Source organism: Streptomyces sp. Root431 (assembly GCF_001426585.1).
Classification (GTDB): domain Bacteria; phylum Actinomycetota; class Actinomycetes; order Streptomycetales; family Streptomycetaceae; genus Streptomyces; species Streptomyces stackebrandtii.
This window is the reverse complement of sequence record NZ_LMEI01000007.1, coordinates 545,474-561,736: the sequence shown is the minus strand read 5'-3', so window position 1 is coordinate 561,736 and position 16,263 is coordinate 545,474. Positions and strand designations below refer to the sequence as shown.

Genomic DNA, 16,263 nt, shown 5'->3' with positions numbered 1-16,263 from the left:
GTCTACCGCAGCAGGACGCCCGCGCCCTCCCCCGCCGTCTCCTCCGGCACCGTCACGAGGCCGGGTTCCGCCGGGTGGGCGAGGAACGGGTGCGCGGGCAGGACCCGGACCGTGCAGCCGAAGGAGCCGGTGCGGTCGAGTTCCAGAGTGCCGGCGTACGGCTGCCGGCCCTCCAGGTCCGGGCGGCCCGCCGGCTTCAGCGGGACGGTACGGGTGTCGGCAAGGGTGTCGTCGGCGTCGACCCGGCCGGTGACGGCCTGCACCTCGACGTCGTCGGGGCTCAGCTCGCCCAGGGCGACCCGGACCCGGACGACCGGGGTCGAGCCGAGCTCCGCGTCCGCCAGGTCGTCCGCGAGCCCGTCGCCGACCTCGACGTGGTCGACGGACACCTTGGGCCAGGCCTCCCTGACCCGGGACTTCCAGGCCGCGAGCTCCCGCGCCCGGTCCGGGGTGAGCGCCCGGCGGGCGGCGCCGGCGGGGACGTACAACCGCTCGACGTACTCGCGGACCATCCGGTCGGCGAGCACCTTCGGGCCGAGGTCGGCGAGGGTGCGCCGGACCATCGCCGTCCAGCCGGCCGGTACGCCGTCGGGGCCCCGGTCGTAGAAGCGGGGGGCGACGCGGCGCTCGATCAGCTCGTAGAGCGCGGCGGCCTCCAGGTCGTCGCGGCGCTCCTCGTCGGCGGCCGCCGCGCCGTCGGCGGTGGGGATGGCCCAGCCGAAGTCGGGCTCGAACCACTCGTCCCACCAGCCGTCGAGGACGGAGAGGTTGAGGCAGCCGTTGAGCGCGGCCTTCATGCCGCTGGTGCCGCAGGCCTCCAGGGGGCGGAGGGGGTTGTTGAGCCAGACGTCGCAGCCGGGGTAGAGGCCGCGGGCCATCGCCATGCCGTAGTCGGGCAGGAAGACGATCCGGTGCCGGACCCGGGGGTCGTCGGCGAAGCGGACCAGCTCCTGCACGAGCCGCTTCCCGCCGTCGTCGGCGGGGTGCGCCTTGCCCGCGACGACGAGCTGCACGGGCCGCTCGGGGTGGAGCAGCAGGGCGCGCAGCCGGTCCTTGTCGCGCAGCATGAGCGTGAGCCGCTTGTACGAGGGGACGCGGCGGGCGAAGCCGATGGTGAGGACGTCGGGGTCGAGGACGGAGTCGGTCCAGCCGAGTTCGGCGGCGGCGGCGCCGCGCTGCCGCCAGGAGGCCCGGAGCCGGTCCCGTACATCGGTCACGAGCCGTTCGCGCAGGGTGCGGCGCAGTTCCCAGAGTTCGCGGTCGGTGGCGTCGGGGCCGAGCCGGCCGACCTCGGGGGCGACCCAGGTGGGGGCGTGGACGCCGTTGGTGATCGAGGTGATGGGCACTTCGTCGGCGTCGAAGCCCGGCCAGAGCCCGGCGAACATGTCGCGGCTGACGGCGCCGTGGAGGGTGGAGACGCCGTTGGCGCGCTGGGCGAGGCGCAGGCCCATGGCGGCCATGTTGAAGACGCCGGGGTCGCCGCCGAGCGGGGTCTCGTCGCCGAGGGCGAGGACGCGGCCCGTGTCGACGCCGGGGAGCGCGCCGTCCTCGCCGAGGTGGCGGGCGATGAGGCTGCGGTCGAAGCGGTCGATGCCGGCCGGGACGGGGGTGTGGGTGGTGAAGACGGTCCCGGCCCTGACGGTCTCCAGGGCGGCGTCGAAGTCGAGGCCCTGGCCCTGGAGTTCACGGATGCGTTCGAGGCCGAGGAGTCCGGCGTGGCCCTCGTTGGTGTGGAAGACCTCGGGGTCGGGGGTGCCGGTGAGCCGGGTGTACGTGCGGACGGCGCGGACGCCGCCGATGCCGAGGAGCATCTCCTGGAGGAGCCGGTGCTCGCTGCCGCCGCCGTACAGCCGGTCGGTGACGCTCCGTTCGCCGGGGGCGTTCTCCTCGACGTCGGAGTCGAGCATGAGCAGCGGGACGCGGCCGACCTGGGCGATCCAGATGTGGGCGTGCAGGCTGCGTCCGCCGGGCAGGGCGAGGGTGATCCGGGCGGGGGTGCCGTCGGCCTCGCGGAGCAGGTCGACGGGCAGCTCGCCGGGGTCGAGGACGGGGTACTGCTCCTGCTGCCAGCCGTCGCGGCCGAGGGACTGCCGGAAGTAGCCGTGGCGGTAGAGCAGGCCGACGCCGATCAGCGGGACGCCGAGGTCGCTGGCGGACTTGAGGTGGTCGCCGGCGAGGATGCCGAGGCCGCCGGAGTACTGGGGCAGGGCGGCGGCGACGCCGAACTCGGGCGAGAAGTAGGCGACGGCGGCGGGCGGCCGGCCCGCCTGCCCCTGGTACCAGCGGGGGGCGTGCAGATAGGTGTCGAGGTCCTCGGCGGCGGCGGTCAGCCGGGCCAGGAAGTCCCGGTCGGCGGCGAGCGCGGCGAGCCGGGGGGCTTCGAGGCTGCCGAGGATCCGGACGGGGTCGGCGCCGGCGACGTCCTCGGAGGCGAGGGACGCGAAGAGCGCGCAGGTGGGTTCGTGCCAGGACCAGCGCAGGTTGTGCGCGAGGTCGGCGAGGGGTCGAAGGGTGTCGGGGAGGACGGGACGCACGGTGAATCGACGGATTGCCTTCACGTGTTCCACCTTCGCAGGCGAGTACGGAGCGGAGTGGACGCACCACGCTGTGCGTCCGTCGTTCCGCTCCGACGTTAGGTCACCTCGGCCCGCGGGGCCACGGCGCGTCGGCGCGCATGGCGTGTCGGCACGGCGGGTTTCAGCCGATGGCGGGGAGCGGCACCTCGTACGGGGAGCCCTGATTGACCGTGTCCGGGTCGAAGGCGCCCGTGGCGGCGTAGCGCCGGGCGACGGCGGCGAGTTCCTCGGCGGGGAGGACGTCGTGGATGTCGGTGAAGCCGTGCGGGGCGCGCTCGTGGGCCAGGTTGATGACGACCTCGGGGCCGAGCCGCCGGTTGGCGCGCTGGAGCGCGGTCATGGCGGGACGGCGTGCGGACTCGTACGCGGCGAGGCCTTCGGCCGGGTCGTCGTGCCGGGCCAGCGCGTGGGCGAGGGCGCGGGCGTCGACGACGGCCTGGGTGGCTCCGTTGGAGCCGGTCGGGTACATGGCGTGGGCGGCGTCGCCGACGAGGGTCGTCCGGCCGTGGGTCCAGCGGTCGAGGGGCTCGCGGTCGACCATCGGGTACTCGTGGGCGGAGTCGGCGGCACGCAGGACGTCGGGGACGCTGACGCCGTCGAACTCCCAGCCCTCGTAGTGGCGGAGGAAGGTCTCCACGGGCACGGAACGGTCCCAGTCGCCGCGCAGCCGCTCGTCCCCGCACCCGAACGCCGCTCCGGAGCCGGACCCTGACCCGAATCCGGATCCCTCTCCGCGGTCGGGCTCGGCCGGGCGGGCCAGTGCCCAGTTCACGAGGACCTCGCGGCCCGGTCCCGTCGGCCGGCCCATCGGGTACACGACGGCCTTCTGCCGGTCGTCGCCCGCGATCAGCATGAACGAGCCCACCGCCCGGGCCGGCATCCGGGACACCCCCCGCCACACCAGCATCCCGTTCCACGGCGGCCCGCCCTCGCCCGGGTGCAGCGCCGCCCGGACCGCCGACCGGATGCCGTCCGCGCCCACCAGCACGTCCGGTTCGAGCGAGGCCCGGCCCCGTACGGCCCCCGACCGGTGCTCCAGGCGCAGCCGCGGCCGGCCGTCCGGCAGCGGCTCCACCCCGGTCACCCGGACCCCGGTCACCAGGGCCGCCGCGCCGAGCCGGGCCCGGACCGCCCCCGCGAGGACCTGCTGGAGGTGGGCGCGGTGCACCGAGAGCTGCGGCCAGCGGTAGCCGGCGCCGAGACCGCGCGGCTCGCGGGATATCAGACCGCCCGAGCGGTGGTAGTAGCGCAGCTCGCGGGTGGGCAGGGCGCCGGCCTCCAGCGCGTCGAGCAGGCCGAGGGCGTCGAGTTCGCGTACCGCGTTCGGCATCAGGTTGAGCCCGGCGCCCACCGGGCGGATCGCGGCCGCCGCCTCGACGACCGTGATCCGTTCGAATCCGGCGGCGTGCAGGGAGAGGGCGGTGGTGAGCCCGGCGATGCCGCCGCCGGCGATCACGATGTGCGGGCTCCGCCCGTACAGGGAGGAAGCATGGAGGGACATCGACTGCTCCTTCGCGCCGGGCTACGCGGCGGCGGGCCCGACCGGGGCCCCCGCGGGACGGCGCCGCACGGTCGCGCGGCGCACCATGGTCTCGTTCTCCCTGGTCAGGTCCAGGATGGAGCGCAGCAGCGCGACCGGGGCGCCGCCGCTGCCCTCCTCGTACAGGCGCAGGTCGTCGCTGTACGCCTTGCGGGCGACGCCGATGTGCCGGGCCCGGAAGGTCTTGAGGATCCGTAGCACCCGGCCGAGCGCGGCCGCCGAGTCCACGAGCTCGGGCGGCAGCCGGTCGACCTCCTCCCAGCTCACGGCCGCCGACAGTTTGCTCACGGCCGACACCCCGCCCCGGTGCCGGGCGTGGAACTCCCGCCAGGCCGGCAGGGCGTAGGGCAGGGACTCGGCGAGGAAGGCGTCGTAGGCGGCGTCGGAGCGGTCGCACTGCCACAGCGTCAGGTCGACCAGCCACAGCGGGACCTGCGCGGCGGCCGGTCCCAGGTAGTCGCGGCCCGCGACCTCGACCTCCTCGAAGTACGGCCGCAGGGTCACCGCGAAGTACTCGGGCGAGACCTCGGCGACCGTGAGGTCGATCGAGTCGACCATGGCCCGTACGTGGCGGGCGATCCGGTCCAGGGCGGCGGCGAAGCAGGGGTCGTACGGTTCGAGCCGGGCGACCCGGGAGCAGTCGTCGAGCGCCGCGACGAGGCCGGGGAAGACCATGCGGACGGCTTCCTGGAGGCGGGCCTCGGTCGGATGGCCGGTGTACGAGCGGCGGCGCGGCCCGGGCGGGTTCCAGGTCGTGTAGTGGTGGACCGTGTCCCGGGGCACCATGTCCGTCCGGCGGCCGAGGAGTTCGAGCACGGGCAGCGCCTCGGGGACGGCGTCGAGGGGCTGCACGCCGTGGCGTTTCAGCGAGCCGAGCAGGATGCCGAGGTCCCGCATCGCCGCGAGCGCGGCCCCGACGCTCCACAGCGCGGCCCGGTCCTGGTCGGGGACCAGGGCGCGCAGGGCGACGGTCAGGGCGGCGGTGTCGGCCCGGGCGTTCATCGCGGGCACCGCGGCGAGCAGGGCGTCGGCGCCCAGCGGGTCGGCGGCACGTATGTCCTCGGTGCGATGGCGCGGATCGCCGAGCACGGGACTCTCCTCTTCTTCGGGGCTCGTTCGCCTCCGGGGCGCTGGTGCGGCCCTTCGGCTCACTCGCCGGGTGGTCATGGGCATCGTGCGGGGGGTGGTGCGGGTCATCGGTGCTCCGGTACCGCGGCGCCCTCGGGGGACGGGGCCGGCTCCGGGAGGTGGAGGCGTACGGAGAGCAGGGCGGCGACGGCGGCGAAGGCGGCGCCGGTGAGCAGCGCGGCGCGGAAGCCGGCCGTCTCGGCGACGGCGCGGGCGGCGTCCGTGGCCTCGGTACGGGAGGTGGCGACGGCCACCAGGACGGCGAGGCCGAGGACGGAGCCGAACTGCTGGCTGGTGTTGACGAGTCCGGAGGCGAGCCCGGTCTCCTCGGGCGCGGCCTCGGCCGTGGCGGCGACGTTGGTGGTGACCATGACGAGCGGCAGGGCGGCGCCGATGAGCAGGCTGGGCGCGAGGACGGTGGTCGCGAAGGTGCCGTCGGCGGTGAGCGCGAGGGCCAGCCAGAGGGTGCCGGCGCAGAGGAGGGCGAAGCCGAGGGTCATGGTCCGGGGCAGGCCGATGCGGAAGAGGATCCGGCCGGTCTGCGGGGCGACCGCGACGACGACGAGCGAGAGGGGCAGCAGGCCGAGGCCGCCGCCCAGGGGCGCGTACCCGATGACGCTCTGGAGGTAGAGGCTGACCAGGAAGAACATCGGGAACAGGGTGGTCTGGGCGAGCGCGGCGAGGACGTTGGCGAGACGGAGCGCGGGACGCCCGAGGACGGCGGGCGGGACGAGGGGCGCGGCGGCGCGGGTCTCGACGGCGGCGAAGGCGAGGAGCAGCGCGAGTCCGGCTCCCCCGGCGCCGAGGGTACGGGCGGAGGTCCAGCCGGACTCGGCCGCGCCGACGAGGGCGTAGGCGACGAGCCCGAGTCCGGCGGTCGCGGTGAGCGCCCCGGCGAGATCGAAGCCGCCGGTCCGGAAGCGGCCGGCGCGGTCGTCGAGGAGGCGGAGTGCGAGGGCCGCGAGGGCGGCCGCGAGGAGGACGTTCAGCCAGAAGGTGGAGCGCCAGCCGAGGAGGTCGGTCAGGGCGCCGCCGAGGACCGTGCCGAGGACGCCGCCGAGTCCGCCCATCGCGGCGAAGGCGCCGAGCGCCCTGTGCCGGGCGGGTCCGTCGGGGAAGAGCAGGAGCAGCAGGGCGAAGGCGGCGGCCGCGGCGAGGGCCGCGCCGACGCCCTGGGCAGCGCGGGCGGCGACGAGCGCGGCGGCGCCGGGGGCGAGCCCGCCGGCGGCGGAGGCGGTGGCGAGGAGCGCGAGCCCGGCGAGGAACACCCGCCGGTGGCCGAGGAGGTCGGCGACGCGTCCGCCGAGGAGGAGCAGCCCGCCGAAGGTGATCAGGTAGGCGTTGGCGACCCAGGAGAGGCCCGCGGAGCCGGAGCCGAGGTCCGCGCCGACGGAGGGCAGGGCGACGTTGACGATCGCGGTGTCCATGATCAGGAGCAGCTGGGTGGAGGCGAGCAGCGCGAGCGCCCCGCGCCGCGGCCCGCGCGTTCGGGGGGTCGTCACCGGGTCGTCCCCAGGCCGTAGCCGTCGAGGCAGGTCCGGGSGAGCCGCTCGCACTCCCCGGCGGAGCCGGCCCAGGTCTGCATGGTCAGGTAGACGTGCGGGGCTCCGTGGTAGAAGCGCTCGTACTGCTCGTGGCGGCCGGCGAACTCGGAACCGAGCGCGTCCCAGGCCAGCTTGAGGAGTTTGAGCCGGTCCTCGGCGGGGTGGCCGGGGGCGCGGAAGTACTGCCGGACGAGCGGGCCGAGTTCGGGGTGGAGGAGGTCCCGGCCGCTCGCGGGGAGCTGGACGAGGGCGCCGCCCGCGAGGAGCTTGATGTCCTGGACGGCCCGCGGGTAGAGCTCGCCGGCCATGATCCGCTGGGCGAAGGAGATCTCCTGGCCCGGCCTGACCCCGCCGCGGCCCTCGTCGACCTCCTCGAAGGAGGCCTCGGCGGCGAGGACGAAGGCCTTGGCCTGGGCGACCATGCCGAGGAGCCGGCCGAGGGCCTGGGTGACGGGCGGCAGCTGCTCGGTGCCGTGGGAGCGGGCGACGAGGATCGCGAGGCCGGTGAGGAACTCCAGCTTCGTCCAGAAGCGGGTGGCGGACTGGTGGACGAAGTTCACGTAGGCGGGGGTCCGCCACCAGATGGCGCCGGTGGCGGCCGGGTCCCGGTAGGTGAGGACCCGCTCCCAGGGCACGAACACGTCCTCGCAGACGAGCATCGCGTCGTTCTCGTCGTAACGGGAGGAGAGCGGGTGGTCGAAGACGGACCGGGAGCGCCCCTCGTAGGAGGTGCGGGAGATCAGTCTGAGGCCGGGGGTGTCGAGCCGTAAGGAGAACGTGACGGCGTGGTCGAGGTCGTCCTCGGCCAGGGGTTCGATGGTGCCGACGAGGATCTCGTCGGCGAAGACGGCCCCGGTGCCGATGGTCTTGGCGCCGCGGACGACGATCCCGCCGTCCCGCTCGGCGACGATCCGGAGCGTGAGGTCGTCCTCGCCGGGGCCCGAGGCCGGGTTGGTGAGGGTGAAGGCGGCGTGCAGGTCGCCCTCGGCGAGCCGGCGGTGGAAGCCGAGGGCGTGTTCGGCGCCGTCGAAGGCCTCCCCGGTGAAGACGGCGGGCGCGGCGGCGAACCCGGCCGCGCCGGCGGCCATGTAGTCGGGGGTGCGGCCGAGGAAGCCGTAACTCGCCTCCGCCGTCGTCCGGAAGGCCCGGCGCCGGGCCACCAGGTCCTCGTACGACCGGGGCACGGCATAGGCGCGCCGCACCCCGCCCTGGACCAGGACGGGGTGGTGCACGGGGTCGTCGGCGAGGTCGTACAGACCGGCGAAGGAGGCCGCCGTGGCCCGGAAGGCGGGGTGCGCGGTGACGTCCTTGACGCGCTCCCCGTCGAGCCAGACCTCGCGCCCGTCCCGCAGCGCCTCCAGATACTCCTGCCCGGACCTCGTCACCGGTCGCTCGCCTCTCCTCGGGTGTCACGGCTCTGCCGTCCCGAGCCTTTCCGGCGGGGGGCGTCCGGGCAATGAACGTCCGTCCAGAGGTCCTTAAGAACCGTCCAGCCTCCGGCGCGCCGCCTGGACACCCGTCAGGCGGCCCTGGCGACCCCCGCGCGGTACTCGCCCGGCGTCACGCCGAACCACTTGCGGAAGGCGAGGTGGAAGCCGACGGCGCTCTGGTAGCCGATGCGGGCGGGCAGGGCCGACTGCGGGAGCGACGTCTCGGAGAGGAGGCGTACGGCCTCCTGCATGCGGCGGGCGGCGAGGTAGCGGGCCGGGGACTCGCCGACGAGCTCGCGGAAGGCGGCGGTGAACGCGGAGCGGGACATGCCGACCTCCCGGGCGAGGGAGTCGATCGTCCAGGGCTCGGCGAAGCGGGTCGCCATCATGACCACCGCCCGGCTGATGCCGGGGTGCCGCAGCAGCGGCAGCGAGGCGGGGTTCCCGGCGAGTTCGCGGAGGAGGGGGCGGAGCGCGAGGACGAGGGCCATCTCGAAGGCGCGCAGGGTGATGAGCCGGTCGCCGGGGCCGACGGGCCGGTCGGGTGCGGCGAGCAGCCGGAGGGTGTCGCGGAGCAGCGGCTCGCGGTCGACCTGGGCGCCGTCGAGGACGAGGGCCCAGGGCAGCGAGGTGTAGAGGCCGGTGGCGGCGCTGGCGTCGTAGTGGAGTCCGGCGCAGAGCAGCCGGGCCTCGGGTCCCGTGCCCTCGATGACGATCTCGCCGGAGGTGCCGGGCTGCCGTTCGGGCAGGACGGCCTTGAGGGGGACGCCCTGGCGTTCGGGCCGGTCGGCGAGGCGGTGCGCGGTGCCGGTGGGGAAGACGACGAGGTCTCCGGCGTGCAGTTCGACGGAGGCCTCCCCGTCGGTGGTGATCCAGCAGTCGCCCTCGACGACGTAGTGGAGGACGGCGCAGCTGCGTTCGGCGTCGCCCTCGATGGCCCAGGGGGCGCGGACGTGCCAGCGGCTGTCGAAGACTCCGGTGAGCCGGAGGGGTTTCAGGAGTTCGCTCAGCAGGTCCTCGTGCTCGGCACCGCGCTCGTGCTGGTCGTGACGGTCGGTTCCCACGGTATCCATGGACGATCCTTCAACTTCCGCCCCGGTTTGTTAATTGAACGGCCGAAGCCGCCGCGGCGAGCCTTGAGGCAGCCGACACGACAGCAGCGACAGCCTATCGAAGGGCCTAAGAAAGACATGTCCAGTGAGATTCCGATGCGGGTGGCGGTCGTGGGCGCGACCGGTTTCCAGGGCGGTGCGGTGGCCCGTCTGCTGGCCGAGCGGCACCACCGGGTCCGTGCCCTGACGCGGCGCCCGGAGGCCGACCGGCCGCCGCTTCCCGGCGCCTTCTTCCTCGCCGGTGACCTGGGGCGGCCGGGTGACGTGCGGCGGCTCTTCGAGGGCACGACGCACGCGTTCGTCACGATGCCGCTCGTGTACGAGCCGGAGCGGGTGGAGGCGTACGCGCGGAACATCGCGGACGCGGCCCTCGCCGCGGGCACGATCCGGCTGGCCTTCAACGCCAACACCCGTATCCCGCACGGTCCGACGGAGTTCGCCGCCTTCGAGACGCGGCGCCTCGCGGAGCGGGTGCTGCGGGACAGCGGGGTGCCGCTCGTGGTGATCCGGCCGCCGGTCTACCTCGACAACCTCTTCTCGCCGTGGAACGGTCCCGCGCTCGTCGACGACGGCGTCCTCGGCTATCCGCTGCCGGAGTCGGCGCGGACGGCGTGGCTGTCGCACCGGGGCCTGGCGGAGGCGGCGCTGGCGGCGCTGACCCGGGAGGGCCTGGAGGGGCGGACCTTCGACATCGGCGGTGCGGTGGCACTGACGGGCGGAGAGCTGGCGGCGGCGTTCGGCCGGGGCCTCGGCCGGGCGGTGCGGTACCAGGAGCTGGATCCGGTCGACTTCGAGCACGGACTCGCCGGGCTCCTCGGCCCGGCGGCCGCGGCCGGGGTGGCCGGGATCTACCACTACATGGCGAGCGGCGCGGACCCGCTGCTCATGGCGGGCGACGACGGGGTGTCGGCGGAGGTCCTCGCGCTCGAACCGGCCCCCGTGGAGGAGTGGGTGTCGCGCCAGCCGTGGCAGGTCTGGTCCACGGACGCGGAGGAGCCGGACGCCTCCCCGCGCCGCTGACGGCCGCACAGGAACCGGCCCCGTCCCTCTCCCGGACGGGGCCGGTTCGCGTGAGCCCGGCGAGTGAGCCGAAGGGGCGCGCCGGGGGAACAGGGGCGGGCGCGCGGAGGATCGTGAGGAACGAGCGATTCGAGCACGGCCGCCCCTGTGAGCCCGGCTCCAGCGCCCCGGAGGTGAACCGAGCCGTGAAAAGGGGGTCCGGGCGCTTGCCGGTGGGGCTACGCCCTAGTAGTTAACAAAGCGCCGGATTGCCCACCCGACAACCGGGGGAAGGCTCCTCCGGTACACACCCCCCGGACCCCGCGAACCCGTACTCCCTGTGGACCCGCCATCCGAGTGAACGCGGACAGGAGCGGCCATGCCCGCAACCCGCCGGCCGTCGACGGAGCTAGAAAGAGCGCACCACCACCCGCACCCCCGTAACCCGTCAGGTGATGCTGTGAATCCGCTCATGGGACGCATTCCCGTACTGGACGTACGCCCGCTGGTCGACTGTGGCCGGCGCCCCGCGAAAGCGGTGGCCGGAGAGACCTTCGAGGTGACGGCGACCGTCTTCCGCGAGGGCCACGACGCGGTCGCCGCCAATGTCGTGCTGCGCGGCCCGTCCGGCCGCCCCGGCCCGTGGACCCCGATGCGTGAACTGGCCCCCGGTACCGACCGGTGGGGTGCCGAGGTCACCCCGGACGCCGAGGGCTCCTGGACGTACACCGTCGAGGCGTGGAGCGACCCGGTGGCCACCTGGCGCCACACGGCGAAGATCAAGATCCCGGCCGGGATCGACTCCGAACTGGTCCTCGCCGAGGGGGCCGAGCTGCACGAACGGGCGGCGAAGGGCGTCCCGAAGAAGGGCGGCGGCCGTGAGGCCGTGCTCGCGGCGGCGGACGCGCTGCGCGACGTATCCCGTCCGGCCGCCGTCCGGCTCGCGGCGGCGCTCGCCCCGCGGGTGGTCGACTCCCTCGACCGGTACCCGCTGCGCGAACTCCTCTCCTCCTCCCCCGCGTTGCCGCTCCAGGTGGAGCGGGAGCGCGCCCTGTTCGGCTCCTGGTACGAGTTCTTCCCGCGCTCGGAGGGCGTGCGGAAGGTCAAGGGCCGTACGGTCCCGGGGAACTTCCGCACCGCGGCCGAACGCCTCCCGGCGGTCGCGGCGATGGGCTTCGACGTGGTGTACCTGCCGCCGGTCCACCCGATCGGCGAGACCCACCGCAAGGGCCCGAACAACTCCCTCTCGGCGTCCCCGAACGACGTGGGCGTGCCGTGGGCGATCGGCTCCCCGGAGGGCGGGCACGACGCGCTCCACCCGGACCTCGGCACCTTCGAGGACTTCGACGCGTTCGTGGCGCGCGCCCGGGAGCTGCGTCTGGAGATCGCCCTGGACTTCGCGCTCCAGTGCTCCCCGGACCACCCGTGGGTGGAGAAGCACCCGGAATGGTTCCACCACCGGCCGGACGGTTCGATCGCGTACGCGGAGAACCCGCCGAAGAAGTACCAGGACATCTATCCGATCGCGTTCGACACCGACATGGACGGGATCGTCGCGGAGACCGTGCGGGTGCTCCGGCACTGGATGGACCACGGCGTCCGGATCTTCCGCGTCGACAATCCGCACACCAAGCCGGTGGTGTTCTGGGAGCGGGTGATCGGCGAGATCAACGGCGCCGACCCGGACGTGATCTTCCTGGCGGAGGCGTTCACGCGGCCCGCGATGATGCGGACCCTCGGCGCGATCGGTTTCCAGCAGTCGTACACGTACTTCACCTGGCGCAACACCAAGGAGGAGCTGACGGAGTACCTCACCGATCTGTCCGGGGAGACGGCCGCGCAGATGCGGCCGAACTTCTTCGTGAACACCCCCGACATCCTGCACGCCTACCTCCAGGAGGGCGGCCGGCCCGCGTTCGAGGCGCGGGCGGTGCTCGCGGCGACGCTCTCCCCGTCCTGGGGCATGTACGCGGGGTACGAGCTGTGCGAGAACACCCCGCTGCGGGACGGCAGTGAGGAGTACCTGGACTCGGAGAAGTACGAACTCAGGCCCAGGGACTGGGAGTCGGCGGAGCGGGCGGGGAGGACGATCACCCCGCTGATCACCGCCCTGAACCGGATCAGGCGGCGTCACCCGGCGCTCCGCAGGCTGCGGAACATCACCTTCCACGAGACCGACAACCCGCAGGTGATCGCGTACAGCAAGCGATCGGGTTCGAACACCGTTCTGATGGTCGTCAACCTCGACCCGCACCACACCCAGGAGGCGACGGTCTCGTTGGACATGCCGGAACTCGGCCTCGACTGGCACGAGACCGTGCCGGTGCGCGACGAGCTCACCGGCGAGACCTATCACTGGGGCAGGGCCAGCTACGTGCGCCTAGAGCCGGGTGTCACACCCGCGCACGTCCTCGTCCTGCGACCGTCCCCGCAGACCGGAGGGTCACCCACATCATGACTGTCAACGAGCCCGTCCCCGACACCTTCGAGGACACCCCCGCCAAGGACCGCGATCCCGACTGGTTCAAGCGGGCCGTGTTCTACGAGGTCCTCGTCCGCTCCTTCCAGGACAGCAACGGCGACGGCGTCGGCGACCTGAAGGGCATCACGTCCAAGCTGGACTACCTCCAGTGGCTGGGCGTGGACTGCCTCTGGCTGCCGCCGTTCTTCAAGTCCCCGCTGCGGGACGGAGGGTACGACGTCGCCGACTACACCTCGGTGCTCCCGGAGTTCGGCGACCTGGCCGACTTCGTCGAGTTCGTCGACGCGGCCCACCAGCGCGGGATGCGCGTGGTCATCGACTTCGTCATGAACCACACGAGCGACCAGCACGACTGGTTCCAGGAGTCGCGGCGCGACCCCGAGGGGCCGTACGGCGACTACTACGTCTGGGCCGACGACGACAAGCAGTACGCCGACGCCCGGATCATCTTCGTCGACACCGAGTCCTCGAACTGGACCTTCGACCCGGTCCGCAAGCAGTACTACTGGCACCGGTTCTTCTCGCACCAGCCGGACCTCAACTACGAGAACCCGGCGGTGCAGGAGGAGATCCTCTCCGCGCTGAAGTTCTGGCTGGACCTCGGGATCGACGGGTTCCGGCTCGACGCGGTGCCGTACCTGTACCAGCAGGAGGGCACCAACTGCGAGAACCTCCCCCGGACCCACTCCTTCCTCAAGCGGGTCCGCAAGGAGATCGACGACCACTACCCGGACACGGTGCTGCTCGCCGAGGCGAACCAGTGGCCGGAGGACGTCGTCGACTACTTCGGCGACTTCCGCTCGGGCGGCGACGAGTGCCACATGGCCTTCCACTTCCCGGTCATGCCGCGGATCTTCATGGCCGTGCGGCGCGAGTCGCGCTACCCGGTCTCCGAGATCCTGGCGAAGACCCCGGAGATCCCCTCCGGCTGTCAGTGGGGCATCTTCCTGCGCAACCACGACGAGCTCACCCTCGAAATGGTCACCGACGACGAGCGCGACTACATGTACGCCGAGTACGCCAAGGACCCGCGGATGCGGGCCAACATCGGCATCCGGCGCCGTCTGGCCCCGCTCCTCGACAACGACCGCAAGCAGATGGAGCTCTTCACGGCGCTGCTCTTCTCGCTGCCCGGTTCGCCGGTGCTGTACTACGGCGACGAGATCGGCATGGGCGACAACATCTGGCTGGGCGACCGCGACGGGGTCCGCACCCCGATGCAGTGGACGCCCGACCGGAACGCCGGCTTCTCCTCCTGCGACCCGGGGCGGCTCTACCTGCCGGCCATCATGGACCCGGTCCACGGCTACCAGGTGACCAACGTGGAGGCGGGCATGGCCTCGCCGTCCTCGCTGCTCCACTGGACGAAGCGGATGATCGAGATCCGTAAGCAGAACCGGGCCTTCGGCACGGGCACGTACACGGAACTCCCGGCGTCCAACCCGGCGGTGCTCGCCTTCCTGAGGGAGGACGGTGACGATCTGGTCCTCTGCGTGAACAACTTCTCGCGGTTCGCGCAGCCGACCGAGCTCGACCTCCGCCGCTTCGCCGGCACCCAGCCGGTGGAGCTGATCGGCGGGGTGACGTTCCCGGCCATCGGCGAGTTGCCCTACCTCCTGACCCTTGCGGGACACGGCTTCTACTGGTTCCGTCTCAAGAAGGGCTGACCGACGGTCAGTTCGGATTCGTCCGGGGTGGGACGGTTTCCCCCGTCCCCCTCTGGGCACTGTGTCCCACACACGATTCAGGTCCATACGGGCCTTCTTGCCGGGCCCATACGGATCTTCCCCTTCCGACACGTCCCGCACTTCCGGACAGTCCAAGCCGCCATCCGGGACACTCTGCGCATTTGAACGCATACGACGCCCAACTGCGCGCCCCGGGGAAAGGACGCGATGCCATGCCGGAGACCGCATCCACCACCCGGGCCCCGGACGCCCTCCTTCCGTCCCTCGCCCCCCTTCTCCACGAATGGCTGCCCAGGCAGCGCTGGTTCGCGGGCAAGGGCCGCCGGGTCATCGGATTCACGCTGGACGCGGCCACCGAGCTGCTGCCCCTGGACGGCGCGGGACCCGGACTCCTCCATCTGCTCGTACGGGTGGAACAGCCCGGCCGCCCGGCCGGAACGCCCGCCGACTGCTACCAACTGCTCCTGGGCGTACGGACCCAGCTCCCACCCCGCCTCGCCCCCGCCCTGATCGGGCGGATCCGGCAGGGCCCGCTCGCCGGACGCGCGGTCTACGAAGGGCTGCGCGACCCGCGGCTCGCGGGACTCCTCTACGAGCGGCTGCGCAGCCCGGGCCGGACCGGCCCCCTGCGCTTCCACGCCACGACGGCCCTGCCGCCGGCCCTGGCCCCCCGCGTACTCGACGCGGAACAGTCCAACTCGTCCCTCGTGTACGGCGATTCCTACATCCTGAAGATCTTCCGACGGGTCAGCCCCGGCGCCAACCCCGACCTCGAACTGCCCCTCGCCCTGAGCCGGGCCGGCTGCGCACGCGTACCCGCCCCGGTCGCCTGGTTCGAGTCCGGGGCCTCGACCCTCGGCGTCCTCCAGCCCTACCTCCGGGACTCCCGGGACGGCTGGCGGCTCGCGCTCGACGCGCTGGCCGACGGACGGGAGTTCGTCACCGAGGCGCGGGCCCTCGGCCGGGCCACGGCCGAGGTCCACCTCGCGCTCGCCGACGCACTGCCCACCCGGCGGCTGCGGCGGTCCGAGACCGAGCACCTCGCCGCCGCCATGGACCGGCGGCTGCACGCGGCGGCGCAGGCGGTGCCGGCGCTCCTGCCGTACGTACCGGGGCTGCGGGCCGTCTTCGCGGCGGCCGGCGAGGCGCCCGGCGCGGGAGCGCTCCAGCGCATCCACGGCGACCTGCACCTGGGGCAGACCCTGCGGGGCTCCGACGGCGGCTGGGCCGTCATCGACTTCGAGGGCGAACCGGCGAAGCCGCTGGACGAGCGGCGCAGCCCCCAGCCCACGGTCCGCGACGTCGCGGGAATGCTCCGCTCCTTCGATTACGCGGCCCGCACCCACCGCCCGTGGAACGCGGACTGGGCGGCGCGCTGCCGGGCCGCGTACTGCACGGGCTACGCCGAGGCGGCGGGCGCCGACCCCCGCGCCGACCCGGCGCTCCTGCGCGCCTACGAGACCGACAAGGCGGTCTACGAGGTCGTCTACGAGGCCCGCCACCGCCCGGACTGGCTCCCGGTCCCGATGTCCGCGATCGAACGCCTGGCGGCGTCGACGTGAGATCCGGCCCGCGCCGCGCCCGTGTGGGCAGTCGTTCCGCAGGGCGGGACGACTGCCCACAACGGGGTGGGGCCGGCCCCGGACAGCCAAGGACCCGTCCCGCCCAGCGGGACGCCTGCCCACACGGCAGTGGGGCGGCTGTGCCGGGCAGGGACCCGTTCGGCCCAGTCGTCCCGCGGGCCCGCGTCGCTCTCGCCTGCGC

General features: G+C 73.5%; 10 protein-coding genes. 4 read left to right on the top strand and 6 right to left on the bottom strand.

Annotated features, from left to right (window positions below):
- Positions 1-2: 2 nt before the first annotated feature.
- The 6 genes from glgP to ASC82_RS09750 form a co-directional block, all read right to left on the bottom strand.
- Entirely contained in the window at positions 3-2,558 is a 2,556-nt protein-coding gene (gene glgP / locus ASC82_RS09775) for an alpha-glucan family phosphorylase (RefSeq protein ID WP_056644232.1), read from the bottom strand.
- A 139-nt stretch (positions 2,559-2,697) separates the two neighbouring features.
- Positions 2,698-4,077: an FAD-dependent monooxygenase gene (locus ASC82_RS09770; RefSeq protein WP_056644231.1), complete on the bottom strand. Its 1,380-nt coding sequence runs from the start codon at positions 4,075-4,077 to the stop codon at positions 2,698-2,700.
- Between the two features lie 21 nt (positions 4,078-4,098).
- The gene (locus tag ASC82_RS09765) at positions 4,099-5,205 is read right to left on the bottom strand and encodes a monodechloroaminopyrrolnitrin synthase PrnB family protein (protein ID WP_056644230.1); all 1,107 of its coding nucleotides are present in this window, start codon (positions 5,203-5,205) and stop codon (positions 4,099-4,101) included.
- A gap of 104 nt (positions 5,206-5,309) precedes the next feature.
- Positions 5,310-6,746, bottom strand: coding sequence for an MFS transporter (locus ASC82_RS09760; protein ID WP_056644229.1), 1,437 nt, complete (start codon positions 6,744-6,746; stop codon positions 5,310-5,312).
- Positions 6,743-8,173 carry a 4-hydroxyphenylacetate 3-hydroxylase N-terminal domain-containing protein gene (locus ASC82_RS09755; RefSeq protein WP_056644227.1) on the bottom strand — a complete coding sequence of 477 codons (1,431 nt, stop codon included), beginning with the start codon at positions 8,171-8,173 and terminating at the stop codon, positions 6,743-6,745. The genes ASC82_RS09760 and ASC82_RS09755 overlap by 4 nt, the downstream gene beginning before the upstream one ends.
- A gap of 134 nt (positions 8,174-8,307) precedes the next feature.
- The gene (locus ASC82_RS09750; RefSeq protein ID WP_056644225.1) at positions 8,308-9,291 is read right to left on the bottom strand and encodes an AraC family transcriptional regulator; all 984 of its coding nucleotides are present in this window, start codon (positions 9,289-9,291) and stop codon (positions 8,308-8,310) included.
- A 117-nt stretch (positions 9,292-9,408) separates the two neighbouring features.
- Here ASC82_RS09750 and ASC82_RS09745 point away from each other — a divergent pair, with 117 nt between their 5' ends.
- From ASC82_RS09745 to ASC82_RS09730, 4 genes are all read left to right on the top strand, one after another.
- Positions 9,409-10,350, top strand: coding sequence for an NmrA family NAD(P)-binding protein (locus tag ASC82_RS09745; RefSeq protein WP_079039174.1), 942 nt, complete (start codon positions 9,409-9,411; stop codon positions 10,348-10,350).
- A gap of 451 nt (positions 10,351-10,801) precedes the next feature.
- Entirely contained in the window at positions 10,802-12,787 is a 1,986-nt protein-coding gene (locus ASC82_RS09740) for an alpha-1,4-glucan--maltose-1-phosphate maltosyltransferase (protein WP_242427622.1), read from the top strand.
- Entirely contained in the window at positions 12,784-14,478 is a 1,695-nt protein-coding gene (treS, locus tag ASC82_RS09735) for a maltose alpha-D-glucosyltransferase (protein ID WP_056644219.1), read from the top strand. The genes ASC82_RS09740 and treS overlap by 4 nt, the downstream gene beginning before the upstream one ends.
- A gap of 233 nt (positions 14,479-14,711) precedes the next feature.
- Positions 14,712-16,061 carry a phosphotransferase gene (locus ASC82_RS09730; RefSeq protein ID WP_056644217.1) on the top strand — a complete coding sequence of 450 codons (1,350 nt, stop codon included), beginning with the start codon at positions 14,712-14,714 and terminating at the stop codon, positions 16,059-16,061.
- Positions 16,062-16,263: the final 202 nt, after the last annotated feature.